Genomic DNA, 22172 nt, shown 5'->3' on the forward strand with positions numbered 1-22172 from the left:
GGAGCAATTTTCTTTTATATTTACACTTTAAAAGTATTATCGTCCTTTTTTAAAGAGCCCAAAAATGATTCTACATGGACGATAATGAAAAGTCAAGAACTACAGTTCTTCCTCTTCTTCTTCTTCAGTTTCGTCATACTCAAGTTCTTCTTCAGCGAAGTCGTCGTCATCTTCGTCTAAATCATCAAGATCGTCGTCATCTCCGTCTTCTTCTTCAAGAACCTTGTCCAAATCTTCTACATCATCATCTTCTTCATTTACGTCTGCATCGTCGAAGTCATCTTCATCTTCTTCAATGTAGTCGTCAAAACCGTCTTCTTCAACTTTACGTTTCTTCTTCGGTTTTGGTTGAGGCAAGATTTCTTCATCAATTTGCTCGTATGGGTACCAGCTGCGTAGTCCCCAACGATTTTCTCCTAAATTAATGAAACGTCCATCGATGTTTAAGTCTGTATAAAATTGTGCGATTTTCGCATTAACTTGCTCTTGAGATAGTCCCAGCACTTGAGCGATTTCTTGAACCAACTCGTTGAATGTCGTTGCTTGTTTTTTATCCCCTAAAACGCTATGTACAACTTCAATCATTGAACATTCTTTTAGCTCTTCTGGTGAATATTGCTTAAAATCCACTTATGCGGCACTTCCTTTCATCAAATATAACATTATATATAACGGCCTGCTTAAAAAAATCCATACTATTCATTATAAACAAAAGTCGCACAAATATGCTACAAAAAAAACGGGAAACTTTTATAGGGTAGTAAAATTATAATTTGTCTGTTCCTTATTTCGGAAGCATATGGGCCCCTTGCAATACATACCTAATTTGCATTTCTGTATATTCTTCGAGCGTATACAGTTTTTGCAGCGCCCAGCGTCTAAATCCCCACATCTGTCCTTGTATAAAAATATTATGGGCAAGAAGCTGTATTTCTTTTTTATTTAATGTAAATGTTCCATTTTCCGTACACTGTTCTAAAATATTCTCGAACATTCCTACCATTTGAAACTCCTTTTCTAATACATACGGAAGTGATTCTTTCGGTAAAAAGCGTACCTCTTGATACATTATCAATACTTCTTCCTGTAATTCGTCCATCACTTTAAAGTAATTCGTTATTGCTATCTTTAAACTTTCTACACTCCCTTTTTCTGTACAAACTACTTCCTCTAATCTTTCTTTTACATGTTCATAAATACTATCACAAACTAAATACAAAACATCATCTTTTGTACGAATGTACTCATAAAGTGTCCCTATACTAAATCCAGCCGCTTTTGCAATTTCTCTCGTTGTTGTACGCGGAAATCCTTTTTGTTTAAACAGTTGCACCGCACCTTTAATCATTTGCTCACGTCTTAACGCAACTAATTTTTCATCTTTCACCGATGCATGTACATTATGTTTAACCATTCCCTTCACCTCTCTCTATTATTTTTTGGAAGGAAAAAGCGTAGGAAAATACCTACGCTTTCGTTCCTACTTCGTTAACATACGAGAAATTACAAGCCTCTGAATCTCTTGTGTTCCTTCATATATTTGTGTAATTTTTGCATCTCGCATATAACGCTCTACTGGATAATCTTTCGTATAACCGTAACCACCAAATACTTGCACCGCTTCAGTCGTCACCCTCATCGCTGTATCTCCTGCAAATACTTTTGACATCGCTGACTCTTTTCCATACGGAAGCCCTTCTGATTCAAGCCAAGCCGCTTGATATGTTAAAAGGCGTGCCGCTTCTACATCTGTTGCCATATCCGCAAGTTTAAAGCCAATCCCTTGCTGCGCCGCAATTGGTTTTCCAAATTGATGGCGCTCCCTTGCATATTCTACAGAAGCATCTAAAGCCCCTTGTGCAATACCAACAGCTTGCGCCGCAATACCGTTACGACCTCCATCTAATGTTTGCATCGCAACTTTAAACCCTTGCCCCTCTTCTCCAAGTAGATTCTCTACAGGAATACGGCAATCTTCAAACATAATTTCAGTCGTTGGTGAAGAGCGAATCCCTAGCTTGCTCTCCTTCTTCCCAACTGAAAATCCCGGTGTATCACTTTCTACAATAAATGCACTCGTACCGCGCTGCTTTGATTCAGGATCAGTTAGCGCAAAAACGACATAAATATCAGCAATACCGCCATTTGTAATGAAAATTTTTGATCCATTTAAAATATAATGGTCTCCATCTCTCTTTGCGATTGTCTTCATTCCACCAGCATCCGATCCAGATCCTGGCTCCGTTAAGCCGTATGCACCAATTTTCTTTCCTTCAGCCATCGGTCGTAAAAACTTTTGCTTTTGCTCTTCCGTCCCAAATTTAAAAATTGGCCATCCCGCAAGTGAAGTATGCGCGGACAGTGTTACGCCTGTTGAAGCACAAACGCGGGATAATTCTTCAATAGCGATTACGTACGCTAAGTAATCGCTTCCAATTCCACCGTACTCTTCAGGCCACGGAATACCGGTTAAACCAAGCTCTGCCATTTGATCAAATAATTCTCGATCAAATCGCTCTTCCTCATCACGCTCAGCTGCTGTTGGTGCCACTTCATTTTTAGCAAAATCTCGAACCATTTTTCTTATCATTTCATGTTCTTCTGATAGTTTAAAATGCATCTCCGTCTCCCCCTCGCCCTTTTATAAAGCACGGCTAATAACAAGTTTCTGTATTTCACTTGTTCCTTCATATATTTGCGTGATTTTCGCATCACGGAAAAATCGTTCTACTGGATAGTCTTTCGTATAACCGTAACCACCCAAAACTTGCACCGCCTCAATCGCGACTTCAACCGCTGTCTTAGAAGCAAATAATTTCGCAATAGATGCTTCTTTACCGCATGGTAATCCCTGTGCCCTAAGAGATGCCGCTCTATATACGAGTAACCTTGCTGCTTCGACACTTGTTGCCATATCTGCAAGCTTGAAGCCAATCCCTTGCTGCGCCGCAATTGGCTTCCCGAATTGCTCTCTTTCTTTTGCATAATCAATTGCACAGCCAAGCGCCGCTTCAGCAATTCCTAACGCCTGCGCACCGATTCCAATTCGCCCAACATCTAAATTCGCCATTGCCACCTTAAATCCTTGTCCTTCTTCCCCAAGTAAATTCTCAGCTGGCACTTTCATATCTTCAAAAGTAAGTTGTACTGTACGAGAACCGAGAAGTCCCATCTTATGTTCATCTTTTCCAATGATTAAACCAGGTGTATCTTTCTCTACTATAAATGCAGAAATACCACTTTTTCCTGCCTCTGGATTTGTAGAAGCGAATACAATGTATGTACTTGCTTCACCACCATTTGTAATAAACACTTTCGATCCATTAATAATATAATGATCACCTTTTTTCACAGCTCTTGATTTCAAACTCCCTGCATCTGATCCTGCATTTGGCTCTGTTAAAGCAAATGCACCTAAATATTCCCCAGTTGCAAGTTTAGAAACATATTTTTTCTTCTGTTCTTCTGTTCCGAAATATAAAATCGGATTCATTCCAACTGACGTATGTACAGCTAAAATTACACCAACTGTTGCACTTACCTTTGAGATTTCCTCAATTGCTAGAATGTAAGATATAAAGTCCATTTCTGCCCCACCGTATTTTGCAGGCGCTGGAATACCCATTAATCCAAGCTCACCCATCTTTTGCAAAATCTCTTTCGGGAACACCCCTTGTTCCATACTAGGAACAAAGGGAGCTATTTCCTTCTGTGCAAAATCCCGAACCATTTTCCTCATCATTTGCTGCTCTTCATTAAAACGAAAGTTCATATATTCCGCCTCCATTTGCTATATATCCTTTAAATAATTTGGTAAGACCACTATGTTGTAACAAAGGGGGCATTTATTCGTAAACGTAGAATCCACGACCTGTTTTACGCCCTAACCATCCTGCATTCACATACTTACGTAATAACGGACATGGGCGATATTTACTATCTCCTAATCCTTCATGCAACACTTCCATAATGTATAAACACGTATCTAAACCGATAAAATCGGCGAGTGTCAAAGGCCCCATCGGATGGTTCATACCAAGCTTCATGACTTCATCAATTGCTTCTTTCGTCGCTACACCTTCATATAACGTATAAATTGCTTCGTTAATCATCGGTAGCAAAATACGATTTGATACAAAACCTGGGAAATCATTCACTTCAACTGGTACTTTCCCAATTTTTTTCGTAATATCTTCAATTGCTTCATATACCGCATCATCGGTAGCCAAACCACGAATAATCTCAACAAGCTTCATAACTGGAACTGGATTCATAAAGTGCATACCGATTACTTTTTCCGGACGCTTCGTTACCGCTGCAATTTCTGTAATTGGCAGAGATGACGTATTCGTTGCTAAAATTGCGTGTTCTGGAGCAATTTCATCTAGATTCGCAAAGATTTTCTTTTTAATATCCATTTTCTCAACAGCTGCTTCAATAATAAGATCCGCTTCTTTCACACAATCTAAATCAAGCGTTACTGTAAGACGATTTAATGTGGCTTCCTTCTCTTCTTCCTTCATACGTCCTTTTTCTACTTGGCGTGCTAAGTTTTTCGTAATGATAGCCAATCCTCTATTTAATTGCTCTTGCTTTAAATCTTGTACCTTCACGTCATATCCTGCCATTGCACATACTTGTGCAATTCCTGATCCCATTTGCCCTGCACCAATTACAACAATGTTTTGTACACCCATTTTTTCTTCCCCCTTAATTGTTAATAAATTTTATACCCTCGAACTTTAATTAGTGAACTTCAATCATCACTGCGTCCCCTTGACCGCCACCGCTACAAATCGAAGCAATTCCAATTCCACCGCCGCGCTGCTTAAGTGCATGGATTAGTGTAACGATAATGCGCGCTCCGCTTGCTCCAATTGGATGTCCCATCGCTACCGCGCCGCCATTTACATTCAATTTTTCCGGATCAATTCCTGCGATTTCTGTACTTGCAATTGCTACCGCTGCAAAGGCTTCATTAATCTCGAATAAATCAATGTCTTCAATTGTCTTTCCTGTTTTTTCAAGCAATGCGTTAATTGCATAACCTGGAGTTCTTGGGAAATCTTTAGATTCCACTGCAATTGCTGTATGCGCCAAAATTGTCGCTAATGGCTTTCTTCCTTCTTGCTTCGCTCTGTCTTCGCTCATTAATACAAGTGCGGCACCACCATCGTTTAGTCCCGGCGCATTACCAGCTGTCACCGTCGCTGTCTTATCAAATACAGGTTTTAACTTTGCTAACTTTTCAATCGTTGTATCTTCACGTGGCGCCTCATCCTTTGCAACGACAATAGGATCGCCTTTTCTTTGCGGAATCGTTACTGGCACGATTTCCTCTTCAAAACGCCCTTCTTTATGCGCTGAAACCGCACGCTGATGGCTACGATATGCCCATTCATCTTGCGCTTCGCGAGAAATTCCATCTTCCTTTGCAACTTCTCCGCCATAAACGCCCATGTGTGTACCTGAAAATGCGCATGTTAAACCATCAGCAACGTTTAAATCAATAACTTCGTTGTTGCCCATTCTGTATCCCCATCTTGCTCCACGTAAAATGTAAGGACTGTTACTCATCGACTCCATACCGCCAGCTACAATCAGTGATTGATCGCCAGTACGAATAATCTGATCCGCTAACGTAACCGCACGAAGCCCTGATGCACAAACTTTATTCACTGTTTCCGTCTGCACTTCCCAAGGGATTCCAGCAGCCCTCGCAGCTTGGCGCGATGGAATTTGTCCCTGCCCACCTTGAATAACCGTTCCAAATATAACTTCTTCAACATCACTAGCCGCAACATTTGCTCTTTCAAGCGCTGCTTTAATTGCAATTCCTCCAAGTTCCGTCGCTTTTACATCCTTTAAAGATCCTCCAAATTTTCCAACTGGTGTTCTTGCAGCACTTAAAATAACTGTTTTACTCATGTTTCTTTCCCCCATTTCATTTTTTAACACTGAGCGCTCGCTCGGTATCCCTACGTTGAGAAGAGGTGCAATCATTGCACCTCTTTCTAAAGTTGTATACATTCTTACAAACTACATCGCTTCTTTTTTCTGTCCGATAACAGATCGTTCTAAAATCTCTGTCACATCAAGAGTTTGAACTTTCTCTTCTACCTCTTTCGCTTTCGTTCCATCACTGATCATCGTTAAGCAATATGGACAACCTGTACCGATAATGGATGGCTGTACAGCTAATGCTTGTTCTGTACGAGCAACGTTAATACGAGAACCTGTTGTTTCTTCCATCCACATTAAGCCACCACCTGCGCCACAGCACATTCCAGTTTCACGGTTACGTGCCATTTCTACAAGATTCACTCCAGGAATCGCTTTCAAAATGTCACGTGGCGCTTCGTACACTTCGTTGTATCTTCCTAAATAACAGGAATCATGGTACGTAACTGTTTCTTCAATAGCGTGAACAGGCTTTAAGCGCCCTTCTTTCACCCACTGAGCTAACAATTCTGTATGATGATAGACTTCTGCTTGCAAGCCAAAGTCCGGATACTCATTTTTAAATGTGTTATAAGCATGAGGATCAATCGTAACGATTTTCTTCACTCCTGCCTTTTCAAATTCTTCGATATTCTTTGTCGCCATCTCTTGGAATACAAATTCATTTCCGAGGCGGCGTGGTGTATCTCCAGAATTCTTTTCTTTATTACCAAGAATTGCGAATGAAATGCCTGCTTCATTCATTAACTTCGCAAACGATATCGCAATCTTCTGACTACGATTGTCGTATGATCCCATTGAACCAACCCAGAATAAATACTCGAATTCCTCCCCAGCTTTTGATTTTTCTTTTACAGTTGGAACTGTTACTTCGTCATCACCTTGGCGCCATGTTTCACGCTCTTTACGGTTCAGACCCCACGGATTCCCTTGACGCTCGATATTTGTCATCGCGCGTTGTGCTTCCGCGTCCATTTTTCCTTCTGTTAAAACGAGATATCGACGTAAATCAATAATTTTGTCAACATGCTCATTCATAACTGGGCATTGATCTTCACAGTTACGACACGTTGTACATGCCCAAATCTCTTCTTCTGTAATAACATCTCCGATTAAACTCGGATCGTAAGCGAGCGTTGTAGACGCTGATTCTTGTTGTCCTTTTCCAGCTGCCATCATCGCTAACTGATTTCCTTGTGTATTATTGAAGGCAACTACTGGAACCCACGGTGCTTTTGTTGTTACCGCAGCTCCTTTATCAGTTAAATGATCGCGAAGTTTTAAAATTAAGTCCATCGGCGATAACATTTTTCCTGTTCCTGTTGCCGGACACATATTTGTACAACGGCCACACTCTACACAAGCGTATAAGTCAATAAGTTGATTTTGTCTAAAGTCTTCAATTTTACCAACACCAAATGTTTCTTGCGTTTCATCTTCAAAATCAATCTTTTCAAGCTTCCCTGGGTTTGAAAGACGACCGAAGAATACATTAGCTGGTCCTGCAATTAAATGCGCATGTTTTGATTGTGGAACATACACTAAAAACGTTAACAAAATTAGTAAATGCACCCACCAAGAAAAATAGAACACTGAAATGGCTACGGTTTCATTTATCCCGCTAAAAACGTAAGCGATTGCAGAAGCAATTGGTTCACTCCATGAAAGCTCCTCGCCATGCCATATAAGTCCCATACCGTTACCAAGTAGCACAGAAATCATTAAGCCACCGATAAAGATAAGAACAAGACCTGATTTGAAGTTACGTTTTAAACGAACAAGCTTTTCTACATAACGTCTATGAAAAGCCCAAAATACTGCAATTAAAATAACAAGTGTGACAATTTCCTGGAAGAATGTAAATGCAGGGTATAGTGGTCCAAGTGGAAGATGTGATCCTGGTGCGAGTCCTTTCCAAACGAAGTCAATTGCTCCAAATTGGACAAGAATAAATCCGTAAAAGAACATAACGTGAATGATGCCGCTTTTCTTATCTTTCAGCAGCTTTTTTTGACCGAAAACATTGACCTTAAGGAGATCCCAACGCTCTTTAAAACGACGGTCAAATTCAATTTTTTTTCCTAATTGTATGTAGGCCATTCTCGTCCGTATAAGATATACAAACAAATATCCTGCATAAGCAATAACAGCAATGGCAGCCAGCCAATTAATGATCAGTAAGCTATTCATTTTTATGCTACCCCTCTCTTTGTAAGCCCTCTTTCTTTTTTGAATCTTCAAAAATATATAATTTTCTGAATTATATCCCCTATCCCCATTATATAATGAGTGAGCATTCAGTCAACAGTTTTTTGTTATAGAACAACACATTTTTTCATAAAGCTGTTTATTTCGGTGAAACTATAAAGTGAACCTTTAATCAGTACAAGATCTATCCTCTAAAGAAATTTATAATAACAGCCGTGCTACCCGTATCATTTGTAACACACTGAAGGTGAAAAGAATGCGAAGGAGGGAATTCACTAATGCTCTACTTATCTCTTTTGTTAATATCCGTTGCTCTTTGGATTACAATTGACCTTTCATACGGGAGACTTCTTCATTTAAAACGAGTAAGCTCTCGCACTTTCCCTTTACGTCAAAGTGATTTTCACCTTTATACATACGGGAAAGATTTGTATGACGCTTTATTTACTGATATAAAACAAGCACAGCATCACATTCATATTTTATTCTTCATTGTAAAAAACGATAAAATCAGTCGTGAATTTTTAAAATTGCTGATTGATAAGGCTCAGGAAGGAATTGAAGTACGACTTTTACTTGATCGATTTGGCAGCCATTCTTTATCAAACGAAGCTATTCGCTCCCTGCAAAAACATGGTGTATCTTTTTCATTTTGTCATAAGGTAAAATTTCCTCTGCCTTTCTTTTCTGCCAATCAACGAAATCATAGGAAAATTACAGTGATTGATGGGAAAACCGGCTATATCGGGGGATTTAATATCGGTGAAGAGTATCTAGGGCATAATGAATATTTAGGATTATGGCGAGACTACCATTTACGTCTTACAGGAGAAGGGGTTCAAGATTTACAAAAGCAATTTTTGCATGACTGGTTTGATGATACGAAACAAAATTTATTAGATGCTTCTCTTTATTTTCCAAAACAAAACCCAGGTACCATCCTGCATCAATTTATTCCGACTGATGGGGCTTATTTACAGCATACTTTTTTACATTTAATTAACGCGGCAAAAAAAGAAATCTGTATCGGTACACCATATTTCATTCCTGGAAAAAAAATTATGAATGCCTTATTAAAAGCAAAAGAAAGAGGGGTTCAAATCACAATTCTTGTTCCAGAAAAAGCTGATCACCCTCTTGTTCGAGAAGCCAAATTTCCGTACTGCCGAAAATTAATACAGGCTGGTTGCAATATTTATGCATTTCAACAAGGTTTTTTTCACGCCAAAATTATTATAGTAGACGATGATATTTGCGATATCGGAACAGCAAACTTTGATATGAGAAGTTTATATATTAACCATGAAATAAACTGCCTGTTATATAATAAACATTTCATTCAAACAGTAAAAAAGAAATTCCATGAAGATCTAGAGAATGCATCTGTACTTTCCTATAGCGATGTAAACCCGCCTTCTCTTATCGATAGAGGAAAGGAATGGATTGGAACAATATTTGCTTTCTTTTTATAGGAAAGACAATGAATAAAAGAGGTGTATCTCATATGCTTATACGGTTTGGATATGTCTCACATGCAATGGCACTCTGGGACTGTTCTCCTGCCAAAACAATGACGTTTACAAGCTTTAAGAAACTCAGCAAGCAAGAGCGAGAAGACAAACTGTACCATGTTATAAGGCAAAATTTAGAGCACACAATACGTATCCTTCATTACAATATAGCGCATGAAATCCCACTATATCGCCTATCGTCTTCCATCATCCCACTTGCAACACATCCCGAAGTCGAGTTTGACTATATTGGGGTATTCACACCACTTTGGCGTAAAATAGGGGCTTTAATTAAAGAACACAATTTACGAATAAGTTTTCATCCAAATCAATTTACGCTATTTACAAGCGACAAGCCACATATTACTACTAACGCTATTACGGATATGACTTATCATTATAAAATATTGGATGCTATAGGCATTGCAGATTCTTCTTACATTAATATTCATGTAGGTGGAGCCTATGGAAATAAAGAAAAGGCAATTGAGCGCTTCCATGAAAACATAAAAAAACTTCCTACACATATAAAAAAACAAATGACTCTTGAAAATGATGATAAAACCTATACAACCGCTGAAACTTTATCAATTTGCCAAAAAGAAAATATTCCATTTGTATTTGATTATCATCATCATATGGCCAATCTTTGCGAGGAACCACTAGAAGAGTTGCTTCCTGCAATTTTTGAAACTTGGTCACATACAAATATCTCTCCTAAAGTTCACATTTCCTCCCCGAGATCGGAAAAAGAATTTAGGGCTCATGCTGAATATATCGATTTAGAGTTTATTAAGCCTTTCTTACACATTGCAAAAAAACACAATCATAATTTCGATATTATGATTGAAAGTAAACAAAAAGACTTAGCACTATTCCAATTAATAGATGAACTTTCTGCTATAAGAGGAATTAAAAGAATAGGTGGTGCAATGTTACAGTGGTAAATTGTAACTTTGCACCATTTTTTCAAAAAAGTAATTTTTATAGTAAAAAACATCCTATTTTATATGCTATTATTTAAATTAGCATTCCCTCGAGATTCAACTTTATTGAAACGGAGTCATAATATGATTAATCAAAAAAAATATGTACAATTTGTCATAATATACATATCTATATTTGCTCTTTGGATACTCTTTATTCCAAATGAATCGCATATAAAGGAGATTGGAATTCTTTTCTTATTCTGTTTCGCTGCACTTTTTTCTTGTCACTGTTTATATAAAGCTATTAAGAGAATGAAACGCAGTGATAAACTATTTTGGATTTTATTACTATGTACTTGCCTATGTGGGTTAGTTATGGAGATAACCCTATTTCTTAGTTCACTTTCTATACATGATCAATCTATATTTTCATATAAAGCATTACCTTTTTTTATCATACAATATATTTTGCTCTTTGTTGGATTTGCTATAAAGTTTATAAAAAATTATTCTATTAAGGGGCTTTCTCAATTTTCATTCGATAGCATCTTTATTATTATTATGAACATTTATTTCACCTTAACTTTTATCTTAGACCTTTCAAGCTTCCGCATGTTAACAAAGGATACTTGGATTTTAATTGGGTATTTCATTGCACAATCATTAGTAATTTACGCCGTTATTAGCCTATATAGAAGAGAACAATATTCTTCTAGTAGAATTGCATTAATTATCGGTTTCACTATTATACTCGTATACGGTTATATTCATCTGTTTCAATTGAATTTTGGGATGAAAACTTCTGCTGAAATTAATTATTTAATACACACTGCTTCTATTTTATTAATTGGACTTTCTTCCATACTATATATTTTAGATAAACCAATGCAGCATGAAACGAAAACAAAATATTATCGATTCGATTATGTACGTTTTATACTACCTTATTTTAGTATAATTATTACTTTTTCTTTTATTATCATTCAACCTTGGGATGATAAATTCATGTTAATCGGTCTCGTATTATCACTTATTTTGTTATTCTTGCGGCAACTTTACATGTGGAAAGATAATCAAGCACTAATTCATACATACGAACAGTTGACTACACAACTAGAGGACGAAGTTGAAGAAGGTGCATTTGCATTATCCAAAAGTGAACAACGTTATAAATCTTTATTCGAGGACCATCCCGATGCCGTTTTCTCTTTAAATATGAATGGCATTTTTCAACAATCTAATAAGGCGTGCGAAAGCTTATTTACTGCCTATTATTGCGAAGTGGCAAGCTATTCTCTGGTACACTTCATTGATTCAAAAGACCACGAACTACTAAAGAAGGCTTTACAAATTACAAAGGAAGGTAGGCCACAAACGTTAGAAGTTCGTACAAAAGAACAAGAAGGCTATTATTATTATCTCCATATTACACTTATCCCTACTTTTATAAACAAAGAAGTGGTCGGAATGTTTGGGATAGCACGTGATATTACCACCTTATATGAAAAACAAAAACAAGTAGAACATTTAGCCTTTCACGATGCACTTACTGGATTACCAAATCGTCGAAAGTTCGAAAAAGATTTAAAAGCCATTTTAAATACAGCACAAACTAACGCAAATGATGTCGCCGTCATATTCCTTGATTTAGATCGATTTAAAAAAATTAACGATAGACTTGGCCATGACGTTGGAGATTTATTATTAATTGAAGTAGCAAAAAGATTACGCGGTTGCTTGCGTTCAAAAGATATCGTCGCTCGCCAAGGTGGAGATGAGTTTACAATTCTATTACCAGAAATGTACTCAGAAAAAAGTGCAATTTTTATAGCTGAACAGATTTTAACTATTTTAAACAAACCATTCTTCATTCAAGGCGAAGAACTTTCTATTACACCAAGTATCGGAATTGCGATGTACCCTGATTATGGAACTGATGTAAATGAGTTAATGAAAAATGCTGATATGGCTATGTATCGTGCGAAAGCAAATGGAAAAAACAGATTTGTTTTCTTCTCAAAAGAAATGAGTATCGCTCAAAATGAAATTCAATTCTTAGAAGGTGAACTTTCAAAAGCATTACAACAAAATGAATTTTTCCTTGAATACCAGCCACAAGTAAGCACAAAAACAAAACAAATTATCGGTTTTGAAGCATTAATACGTTGGAAGCATCCAAAACTCGGTATCGTATCTCCTGCCCAATTTATCCCTCTAGCAGAGGAAACTGGTTTTATTATTGAACTTGGCAATTGGATTTTACGTACTGCTTGTTTAGAGGCAAAAAGATGGCATAATCAAGGTTTCTCTCATTTAAAAGTTGGTGTAAATTTATCTGTTGTTCAATTTAACCATGCAGATTTAATCCCAACTATTTCAAAGGTATTGGAAGAAACAGAACTGAAACCAGAAGCACTAGATATTGAAATTACGGAAAGCATCGCAATTAATCAAAATCAATCTGTAGTTGCAAAACTAGAACAACTTCAAAATCTCGGTATTCAAATTTCAATCGACGACTTTGGAACTGGTTATAGTTCTTTAGCTTATTTAACAAAATATCCAATCAACACATTAAAAATCGCTCGAGAGTTTATTTGTGGAATTACAACTAGCCCTTTAGAAGAAGCAATTGTCTCTTCCATTATTACACTATCAAAACAACTAAATTTAGAAGTGATTGCAGAAGGTGTAGAAACGGAAGAAGAATGGGAATTTTTACATAAACAAAATTGTGATCACATTCAAGGATTCTTTATTAGCAAACCTGTTTCTAGTAAAGACGTTTGGATGTTACTCCATAAAAAAACAACCGCCTAAGTAAGACGGTTGTTTTTTAATATTCAAAAGGTAAATCTTTAGCTAATTGTACCTCTTGATCGTTATGAGAAATTATATGGCTTTTCTCTAATGCCGTATCGCCTAATGAAATACCCCATGCCATCGCTAACGTTAATAAACTACCAATAAGTAATTTCTTCATATTCCATCACCCACATTTTTTATTTTAATATATCATGAAAATTTATATCTATTATATGCAATTATGCATACCCATTTTTTAGGATATTTATCTGCTGATCTTATTTACGAGCGCTTCTTTATATGCATGCATTTCTAATATATCAAAAAAGAAACTTGCCTTTTTATATGCATCTTCAACCTCTGCCCCATCGTACTCCAACTTCCCTAGGCATTCACCTTTTTGATAATATAGCTGTCCAATTAATGCCATACTATTAATTCGGCATGATATTTCAATCGCTTTATTTACTTGATAAAGTGACTCTTCATATTGATTATCTAAATATAATGCTTTCGCATGATTATATCTTACCTTCACTTCAAATTCTTCATTATCATGCAATACCTCTAATTGTTTTAATATATCTTCAAATAACTCAATACTCTTCTTAAAATAGCTATTTTCAGCATAAATATTTGCAATCGCATTTTCTATATAAAGATTTTGGTATACGTCTATTCCAGCTAACTGTTGATTTAACAATTTTTTTAATTCTAAAATACAATATTCGTAATCGATTTTCTTTAATATGTAAGCTGCTACATGATATTGCCATTGAAGAAATTGCTGGAATTCAGGATGATATTCTTCCTTTTTCAGCTCATTCCATACTTTATTATAAATTTCTTTATATTTCTTTTGCTTACAAAGCATAATGATTTGATCTTTAAACTGTTTTTTTCTTTCAATATCGGAATAAATGAGTACCTCATAAAAATGAATAATAGGAACTTGTAATTTTGCTGCGATACCTTGCAATATATCCATACTTGGGTATACCGCACCCGATTCAATTCTACTCACTTCCGATTGATGACATATATTATCGGATAACTGTTTCTGTGTTAATCCTCTCATCACCCTAATTTTCTTAATTTCACTTCCTAATTTTTCTGCGTGCATACTTACTCACCATCCCATTAGAACAATCTAATTTTTTGAGTTGTCATACCACTACAATAATGTGAATTCGACAATTTTTGATATGAAATAATGCATAATATATATAAAATTCGGCAAATTTTTCATACAATTCATCTCACATACAATAATAGATTAGGAGTGTTATAGATGAATTATAGAAAACTTGCTAGTGCTTTCGTTACATTCGGTCTTCTTTGCCCTTTATCAACAGAAGCTATTCATGCTCAAGAATTAGACAAAAGTGCAGTCAAAGTTGAAATTGCTCAGCCTGGTTTAACAATCGGGAAATTAACACAACCTCAAAATGATACGAAAGAAAATATTGCTAAAAAGTATTTAAAAGGTGAGGTAAATGGGGCGAAAGCTCAACAAGAACAAGTCACTACTGAAAAAAATGTAGATTTCCAACCTACAAATAAAGAAACCAAAGAAAATCAAACCGAAGTTCGCCTTGCACAAACATATAAAAACTATAAAATATATGGCCAAGATCTCATTGTAAAAGTAGATAAAAATGGAGTAATCACAACTGTTAGTGGTAAAGTTGTTCAAAATTTAAATCAACAACCTAATCTTACTATAACAAATTTTTTGTCGAAAAATGAAGTAAAATCTAAATTACGCGATATAGTTCAAATTCCAAGTGATGCAGTTGAGACAGAATTCTCTAGCGAAACCGTTGTTTATAAGAAAAAAGATGGCTATTATACATTCGCAACTGTTATTACATTTACTTATGAAAACAATGAACAAATTATAAACGGCAATGCTATCGTTGATTTAAAAACTGGCGAAGTACTTTTCCAAGAAAAATTCATTAAAAACAAAGAGAATAAGACTATAAATCAAGTAACATCACCTAGATTATCCCCTGCAAGTGAGCAAGGAACTGGGAAAAATGCACTTCAAGAAAACATCTCTTTCAATATTGCCAAAGGAACTGATGGGAAGTTTTATTTAGCAGATTTATCACGCGGAAATGGTATTTATATTTATAATGCAAACTACGCCGATTCCCTCGGAGGATATAGTCAAGCTGGTTATCCAGGGACACTAATTTCAAGTAGTACTCCTAATTTTGCAGATAAAGAAGCCGCGGGCGCTATGAAGAACATGAGTGATATTTACGATTACTTTAAGAAAGAACATAATCTAAAAAGTTACGACAATAAAGATTCAAAAGTTGTTGCTAGTGTACACGGTTTTGATTCTACTGAAGTTAGTGATGGTGTAAAAGAAGACTATGTAAATGCATTTTGGCATCCCGCTTGGAACCAAATGGTATTTGGTGATGGTTTAGACGGAAAACTAACATCCGCTCTTGATGTAACAGCTCATGAATTTGGACATGCTGTATTCAGTGGCACGACGAAAAATAAAGTCGTGAGATATCCAAGCGCTGAAACATCTGCACTAAACGAGGGATTAGCGGATTTCTGGGGTACACAAATCGAATATTACGTAAAGAAAGATAAAGGAAACTGGATTATGGGCGATACATTAGGTGGCCTAACAATTCGTGATATCCCAAGGGAAATTGGTGACGGCGGTCATAAACTATATACAAATTTACAAGATTTCTATAACGATGGTAATAATCAAGAATCACACGTGAATTCTGGTATTATCAGTCACGTATTATATCAATTAGCTGAAGGTAAAACATATAACGGTGTTGCTGTTCAAAAACAAGGAAATGAAAAAGTAAGTAAAGTTGTTATGCGTGCATTGCAAAATTATGCAACTTCCGCTGAAGACTTTGAATCACTTCAATCTCATATCGTACAAGCTGCAAAAGATTTATATGGCACTGCCGTATCAAATGAATTTGCAAAGGCATTTGAAGCACACGGTTACAAACCGTTACAAAAAGTAAATCAAGTAATAGAAGTACAATAATTATAAAAAGAAGGTTACCTCTCATAGGTAACCTTCTTTTTATATCCAACCCTTTTCTTCCGCAATTGTAATTGCCTCAATTCTATTTTTCGCATCAAGCTTCGCTAATACTTCAGAAATATAATTACGTACTGTACCCGGCGAAAGATAAAGTGCCTTCGCAATTTCGTTTGCCGTCTTTCCTTCTTTCGCAAGCAACAGTACTTCCTTTTCGCGATCTGACAACGGATTTTGCTCCTGCCATAAGCCAAACATTAAATCTTGGGAGACCTCTCGTTTCCCCTTCATTACATTACGAATTGCTGCCGCTAAATCTTCACTTGGGCTATCCTTTAATAAATAGCCGTGCACACCAGCTTTCATTGCTCTTTCAAAATATCCCGGCCGTGCAAATGTTGTTAAAATCATTACTTTGCATGATGATTTTTCTTTCTTTAAAGTCTCAGCGACATCCAATCCACTTTGAATCGGCATTTCAATATCCATAATACTTACATCGGGCTTTAACGATTCAATTAATTCTAACGCCTCTTCCCCGTTCGCAGCTTGCCCAATTACTTCGATATCATCTTCTAGATCAAGCAGGGCCCCTAATGCACCACGAAGCATCCGCTGGTCTTCTGCAATAATAATTCGAATCATGCCCTCACCTCATCTTTTCCTGTTCTAATAACAACTGGAACTTTTACCGTTAATAACGTCCCTGGATTGATTGTACCTAGTTCAACAAATCCATCAATAAGAGCAATTCGTTCTTTCATGCCGCGAATACCATTTCCATCATGATTTTGATCTGTTAAACCGATTCCGTTATCTTCTACTTTCAAAATCAGTTCACCTTGTGATTCTAATACAGAAACTGCGCACCGCGTTGCCTTACTATGTTTTACAACATTTGTAACGGCCTCACGTAAACACATCCCGACAATATTTTGTTCAATTGGTGATAACGAGCTCGATCTTGCTTCTTGCCTCACTTCTAATTCAATATTAGCTGCTTGTAAGATCGCTTTTATTTGCTCTAGCTCTTCTTCTACCGTAATCATACGCATATCAGAAATTAATTCTCTCAGCTGTTTTAAGGCTGTACGAGACGTTTGTGTAATTTCCTTCGCTTCCGCACTTGCACGCTCTGGATTTTTCACAATTAACTTCTCTACAAGCTGGCTTTTCAAAGTAATAAGAGATAACGTATGCCCTAATGTGTCATGAAGATCTCTTGCAATCCGCTGCCGTTCTTCACGTTTTACTAAGTCTTTAATTTGCTCGTTCGCCTGATCCAATTGATTTCTTAACATCTTTTTCTGATTAAAATTGCGCATACCAAATGGCGTAAGAAGCATTAAAATAAACATTGGAACGATATTTACTAAACTTGTAGTTGTTAGTTGATTCATATTTACAAATAAAAATGCTCCAAGCATGATAACTAACGAACATAACAGCACTCGAAATACTTTCTTATTTGGCGCAAATCCCATCGCACTTGCTGTGAAAAAGCCAAAAAATATCATAAAAGGATTATAAAATAAAGCAAATAAAAAGATGAGTACCATTTGAATACACGCCCAAAAAACAAACGTCCTCTGAACAAAATAAAGCTGACGGTATGTGACGATAAAAATTATCAACATACCGCTTCCTATTACAAGCTTCCATCCTGATGCCTGCGCTAAGTGATAAATTGGAAATAATAGATAAACAAACCACATATACGGGAAGAATCCCATATGTTTCGGAAAAATCTCAATCCTCTTCTTCTCTATCATTTATACCGCTTCCTGTCTTTTTCTTATATATATTGATACTACAACAAATATAAGGAAATAACCTCCTAATACCGCGATATTTTCCCATCCAATTGATTTTCCAGCTACAATATCCCACGCACCACTTCCGAAATGGTATGTCGGTGTCCATTCACCAATCGTTCTTAATATTTTTGGGAATACTTCAATCGGCATCCATAACCCGCCAACTATAGCTAAACTCATATTTAAAATATTTGCTAAGCCAGCAGCTGCGTCCGCCTTCTTAATGGAACCTATTACTGTTCCTAACGCTAAAAATGGTGTTACCCCTAACAATAACCATAATCCCGCACCAATCCATTGCCCTATCGTTAACTCAACATGATTAATTAGTATCCCTGCAATAAAGATAACTAATATTGAAAAAGCATTTACTACTGTTTGAGCGATAATTTTTGCTGTTAAATATGCTCCCTCTGGAAGCGGTGTAATTTTTAGAAGATGTGTCCATCCTTGCCCTCTTTCCTGAGAAAGTCTCACACCGAAACTAAAGAGTGCAGTCCCTACAATACTGAAAGTTGCCATCGAAATTAAATAATGTGCTTTCCACGCATCTCCGTTTTGTGGTACTTGAACAACATTTGTGAAAATGTAGTAAAACATAACAGGCATTAATAATGAGAAAAAGATAAATAATTTATTGCGGAATGTACGTAAAATTTCTATTTTGCATTGCATCCATAATGCTCTCATGCGATTTCCTCCTTCTGATTTGCGACAAACTGTTCGAATGCTTCATCAAGACTTCCACGTTCAACTGAAACATCTGTTACAGGTAAACTCTTTTGATAAATGGCTTTTAAAGTTGCATCCGTATCCTCCGTTGTTAAAATGAAGCGTCCTTCGCTTGACTTTACTTCTGTTACATTTGGTAATTCCTTTAGTAATTTTGTAGGAATGCTTTCCTTCGAGTAAAATGTGATTGTTTTTCGCGAAATCGTCGCTTTCATTTCGTCTGGTGTACCATCTGCGATAATCTTTCCGTTCGCAAATAATAAGATACGATTTGCTAAAGCATCTGCTTCTTCTAAATAATGCGTCGTTAAAATAATTGTTTTCCCTTCACTTGCTAACTTTCGAATCGTTTCCCAAAACATTCTTCGAGACGTAATATCCATTCCGACTGTCGGCTCATCTAAAAATAACAAATCTGGATTTCCCGCAAGTGCAAGCGCAAAATTCAACCTTCTTTTTTGCCCACCTGATAACTTCTCACATCTTTGCTTTCGCTCTGATTCTAAATTTGATAACTGCAGTAACGTTTCTTTCGCTATAGGATTCGTATAATAACTACGGAATAACTCGATTGCCTCTTCCACCGTAATACTATCAATGACACTTACTTCTTGCAGCATCGCACCGAGGCTATTACGAACATCTCTATGCTTTGGACTCTTTCCAAATATAAAGACCTTACCTTCTGTCGGGTCCTTTAATCCAAGCATCATCGACATCGTCGTTGTTTTCCCCGCACCATTCGGACCAAGTAACGCTACTATTTCCCCTTTATTTACATGAAATGAAACATTATTTACTGCGTTTTTATGTTTAAATGTTTTAGAAACACCATTTACCTCAATAATCTTTTCCATCTCTCCACCCCCGCTGTTTCTTATATTTACATTGTATTACTTGGAAAACTTAGGAAACAGTATGATGCGTCATGACATCGATATGACAATTGTCATGTATTCTTTATGAGAGGAATCAACCCGCATACCGCAAGCGAGTAGCAGGACGAAAATAAACATGATACAATCGGATAAGATATATATTCGAGGAAGGACAGTGGTTTTCATGATTATTCGTAATGAACAAGATTTAGAAGGCTTACGAAAAATCGGCCGCATCGTTGCGCTTGCACGTGAAGAAATGAAAAAAGAAGCGAAGCCAGGTATGACAACGAAAGAGCTTGATTTGATCGGTAAAAAAGTATTAGATGAGCATGGTGCTATTTCTGCACCTGAAAAAGAATATGATTTCCCAGGTGTAACTTGCATTAGTGTAAATGAGGAAGTTGCTCATGGTATTCCAGGAGATCGCGTATTAAAAGAAGGCGACTTAGTAAACGTCGATGTATCTGCTGCACTTGATGGCTATTATGCAGATACAGGTATCTCATTTGTTCTTGGAGAAGACGAAGCAAAAGAAAAGCTTTGCCAAGCAGCAGTTGATGCATTTTGGGCAGCAATGAAAAAGGTTAGAGCTGGCTCAAAACAAAATCAAATTGGTCGTGCTGTTTCAAACTTCGCACATAAAAGTGGATACAATGTTATTCAAAACTTAACTGGTCACGGCATTGGTCTTAGCTTACATGAAGCACCAAATCACATTTTAAGTTACTATGATCCAATGGATAATGCGCTTCTAAAAGACGGTCTTGTTATCGCTGTAGAACCGTTCATCTCTATGAAAGCTGATCATATTATTGAACGTGGTGACGACGGCTGGACATTCGTTACACCTGATAAAAGTCTTGTTGCACAATGTGAACATACGGTTATCGTAACGCGCGGCGAACCAATAATTTTAACAGAAATCTAATACCAAAAACGGCTGTTTTGTAGATTTATTCCACATAAAACAGCCGTTTTTATTTTTGGGAAAATATGTGAACTACTGTTGAACTCTTTATCATTTAAGTATATAATCTTTAGCGGAGGTTACTTAAGCTTATCTTTACTAAAAAGATATTGTAACTAAAAACACCTTCTTTCTTATTGTTTAAACAGTCTCAAAAATGACCGTAGTAACGTGTTAGTCGAATATTCTGTAATTCTTATATTCCTCTAACAATGTAAGAAACTATCATCTTTCAACTTCGGTCCACTAATCGCACAACTCTCTTTAGACAAAATAAATGACTATTTTCAAAGTACATATTGTCTTCATTCTGACCAAAACCAACCCTATCTAGCTTTTTATCTCCACATAACTTTAAGGCAAAAATAAGCCGTCACAAAGGGATACACTACATTGGTTAGTATGTATCGTAAAACTTACCTTTATAACCATTCTTTTTTACTAGATATACATGAAAACTATCTCACATATAAGGGTCTGATATCATTCTTTATATCAGTATTTTTTTCGACATTTTTTGTCGAATTGTGTATATTTCCATAGAACTGTGTAAATATACATTTTGTTTTACGTTAAACAATTTTACTTTGAACATAATCCTGTTTGTCTGAGAACGCGTATAGAAACGGAGGGATAGCAAAAATAAATAGCTTATAACAAATACTTTTAATATTCCATTTGTTCATGTGGAATAAGTCCCCAATGGACAAATGAATGTTCAGAGGAGGAAAAATGAAAAAACTTTTCAATGTATGTTTAATTGTATTCGTACTATTTTCGCAAATTGCTAGTTTTCCATACAATCAAGTAAAAGCGGAAACCTTAACAGGAGATTCCTTATTTGACACTGTTGAAATGAAAGATGCAACGAATCATATTATTGACGAAGCAAAAAATCCTAACAATTTAATAAAGATAGGATCAATCATTCAAGTAGAATACGCTTGGTCAATAAAGGATCAACAAGCTGCACACGCAAATGATACAGCAGTAGTTCAAATACCACTTGCATTAAAAGTATCTAAAGATTTGCAAGGAGATTTAGTAACAGATCAAAAAAATATTGGTCAATATTTTATAACAGCTAAAGATAATAAATTAAAATTAATATTTAATAATCAAGTAGAAAATTTGAAAGACGCTAAAGGAAAAATTAAAGTTGATACCGTGTTTAACTCAACTTTAAAAACTGGAGAAAAATCAGTTCAAATCGCTTTTCCTTTAGGTACAATGGTTCAGCCTATATCAGTTCCTGTTCAAGTAGAAAACTCTAAAGAAGATGGCACCAAACAGGATACTAATAAACAAGCGCAAGATCCAG

General features: G+C 36.3%; 19 protein-coding genes. 6 read left to right on the forward strand and 13 right to left on the reverse strand.

Annotated elements, in window-relative coordinates; all coding sequences use genetic code 11:
* Window positions 1–99: 99 nt before the first annotated feature.
* The 7 genes from rpoE to MR107_RS24720 all read right to left on the reverse strand — a co-directional run bounded on the left by rpoE (window position 100) and on the right by MR107_RS24720 (window position 8151).
* Complete coding sequence (gene rpoE / locus MR107_RS24690; protein WP_071740954.1) at window positions 100–630, reverse strand: DNA-directed RNA polymerase subunit delta; 531 nt, start codon at window positions 628–630, stop codon at window positions 100–102.
* Between the two features lie 154 nt (window positions 631–784).
* On the reverse strand, window positions 785–1414 hold the full coding sequence (locus tag MR107_RS24695) for a TetR/AcrR family transcriptional regulator (RefSeq protein ID WP_000238605.1): 630 nt from the start codon (window positions 1412–1414) through the stop codon (window positions 785–787).
* Between the two features lie 66 nt (window positions 1415–1480).
* A complete protein-coding gene (gene acdA, locus MR107_RS24700) occupies window positions 1481–2620 on the reverse strand; it encodes an acyl-CoA dehydrogenase AcdA (protein ID WP_000545544.1) in 1140 nt (379 codons plus the stop codon).
* A 21-nt stretch (window positions 2621–2641) separates the two neighbouring features.
* Entirely contained in the window at window positions 2642–3772 is a 1131-nt protein-coding gene (locus MR107_RS24705) for an acyl-CoA dehydrogenase (protein WP_242292828.1), read from the reverse strand.
* Between the two features lie 73 nt (window positions 3773–3845).
* Entirely contained in the window at window positions 3846–4697 is an 852-nt protein-coding gene (locus MR107_RS24710) for a 3-hydroxybutyryl-CoA dehydrogenase (protein ID WP_047792085.1), read from the reverse strand.
* 49 nt (window positions 4698–4746) lie between these two features.
* Window positions 4747–6030 (reverse strand): acetyl-CoA C-acetyltransferase, encoded by a 1284-nt coding sequence (locus MR107_RS24715; RefSeq protein ID WP_002026635.1) that lies wholly within the window; start codon window positions 6028–6030, stop codon window positions 4747–4749.
* Between the two features lie 9 nt (window positions 6031–6039).
* Complete coding sequence (locus tag MR107_RS24720; protein WP_242292829.1) at window positions 6040–8151, reverse strand: (Fe-S)-binding protein; 2112 nt, start codon at window positions 8149–8151, stop codon at window positions 6040–6042.
* A 296-nt stretch (window positions 8152–8447) separates the two neighbouring features.
* Here MR107_RS24720 and cls point away from each other — a divergent pair, with 296 nt between their 5' ends.
* The 3 genes from cls to MR107_RS24735 all read left to right on the forward strand — a co-directional run bounded on the left by cls (window position 8448) and on the right by MR107_RS24735 (window position 13429).
* Entirely contained in the window at window positions 8448–9641 is a 1194-nt protein-coding gene (gene cls, locus MR107_RS24725) for a cardiolipin synthase (protein WP_000966419.1), read from the forward strand.
* 32 nt (window positions 9642–9673) lie between these two features.
* On the forward strand, window positions 9674–10627 hold the full coding sequence (uvsE, locus tag MR107_RS24730) for a UV DNA damage repair endonuclease UvsE (RefSeq protein ID WP_242292831.1): 954 nt from the start codon (window positions 9674–9676) through the stop codon (window positions 10625–10627).
* 123 nt (window positions 10628–10750) lie between these two features.
* Window positions 10751–13429: a DUF4084 domain-containing protein gene (locus MR107_RS24735; RefSeq protein ID WP_002184091.1), complete on the forward strand. Its 2679-nt coding sequence runs from the start codon at window positions 10751–10753 to the stop codon at window positions 13427–13429.
* 16 nt (window positions 13430–13445) lie between these two features.
* On the opposite strand, the gene MR107_RS24740 is transcribed toward MR107_RS24735, so the two are convergent.
* Both MR107_RS24740 and plcR read right to left on the reverse strand, forming a co-directional pair.
* A complete protein-coding gene (locus MR107_RS24740) occupies window positions 13446–13592 on the reverse strand; it encodes a quorum-sensing peptide PapR (RefSeq protein ID WP_000734730.1) in 147 nt (48 codons plus the stop codon).
* Window positions 13593–13679: 87 nt separating this feature from the next.
* Window positions 13680–14537 (reverse strand): transcriptional regulator PlcR, encoded by an 858-nt coding sequence (gene plcR, locus MR107_RS24745; protein WP_000542909.1) that lies wholly within the window; start codon window positions 14535–14537, stop codon window positions 13680–13682.
* Window positions 14538–14705: 168 nt separating this feature from the next.
* Here plcR and MR107_RS24750 point away from each other — a divergent pair, with 168 nt between their 5' ends.
* Window positions 14706–16457 carry a M4 family metallopeptidase gene (locus MR107_RS24750; RefSeq protein WP_001109506.1) on the forward strand — a complete coding sequence of 584 codons (1752 nt, stop codon included), beginning with the start codon at window positions 14706–14708 and terminating at the stop codon, window positions 16455–16457.
* A gap of 39 nt (window positions 16458–16496) precedes the next feature.
* Here the strand turns inward: MR107_RS24750 and MR107_RS24755 are convergent, their stop codons facing one another.
* The 4 genes from MR107_RS24755 to MR107_RS24770 are packed head-to-tail and all read right to left on the reverse strand — an operon-like array spanning window position 16497 to window position 19860.
* On the reverse strand, window positions 16497–17099 hold the full coding sequence (locus tag MR107_RS24755) for a response regulator transcription factor (RefSeq protein ID WP_000619237.1): 603 nt from the start codon (window positions 17097–17099) through the stop codon (window positions 16497–16499).
* Window positions 17096–18226, reverse strand: a complete 1131-nt coding sequence (locus tag MR107_RS24760; protein ID WP_000570607.1) for a sensor histidine kinase — start codon at window positions 18224–18226, stop codon at window positions 17096–17098. The genes MR107_RS24755 and MR107_RS24760 overlap by 4 nt, the downstream gene beginning before the upstream one ends.
* Window positions 18227–18961, reverse strand: coding sequence for an ABC transporter permease (locus MR107_RS24765; RefSeq protein WP_001202429.1), 735 nt, complete (start codon window positions 18959–18961; stop codon window positions 18227–18229). It abuts the gene before it with no gap.
* Window positions 18958–19860, reverse strand: a complete 903-nt coding sequence (locus MR107_RS24770) for an ABC transporter ATP-binding protein (RefSeq protein WP_000411127.1) — start codon at window positions 19858–19860, stop codon at window positions 18958–18960. The genes MR107_RS24765 and MR107_RS24770 overlap by 4 nt, the downstream gene beginning before the upstream one ends.
* A gap of 157 nt (window positions 19861–20017) precedes the next feature.
* On the opposite strand from MR107_RS24770, the gene map reads away from it, so the two are divergent.
* Both map and MR107_RS24780 read left to right on the forward strand, forming a co-directional pair.
* Window positions 20018–20812 (forward strand): type I methionyl aminopeptidase, encoded by a 795-nt coding sequence (gene map, locus MR107_RS24775; protein WP_242244916.1) that lies wholly within the window; start codon window positions 20018–20020, stop codon window positions 20810–20812.
* Window positions 20813–21583: 771 nt separating this feature from the next.
* Window positions 21584–22172: Ig-like domain-containing protein (locus tag MR107_RS24780; RefSeq protein WP_242292830.1), on the forward strand; the 589-nt coding region annotated here is incomplete at its 3' end.

The organism is Bacillus cereus group sp. BfR-BA-01441 (assembly GCF_022663075.1).
GTDB lineage: Bacteria > Bacillota > Bacilli > Bacillales > Bacillaceae_G > Bacillus_A > Bacillus_A cereus.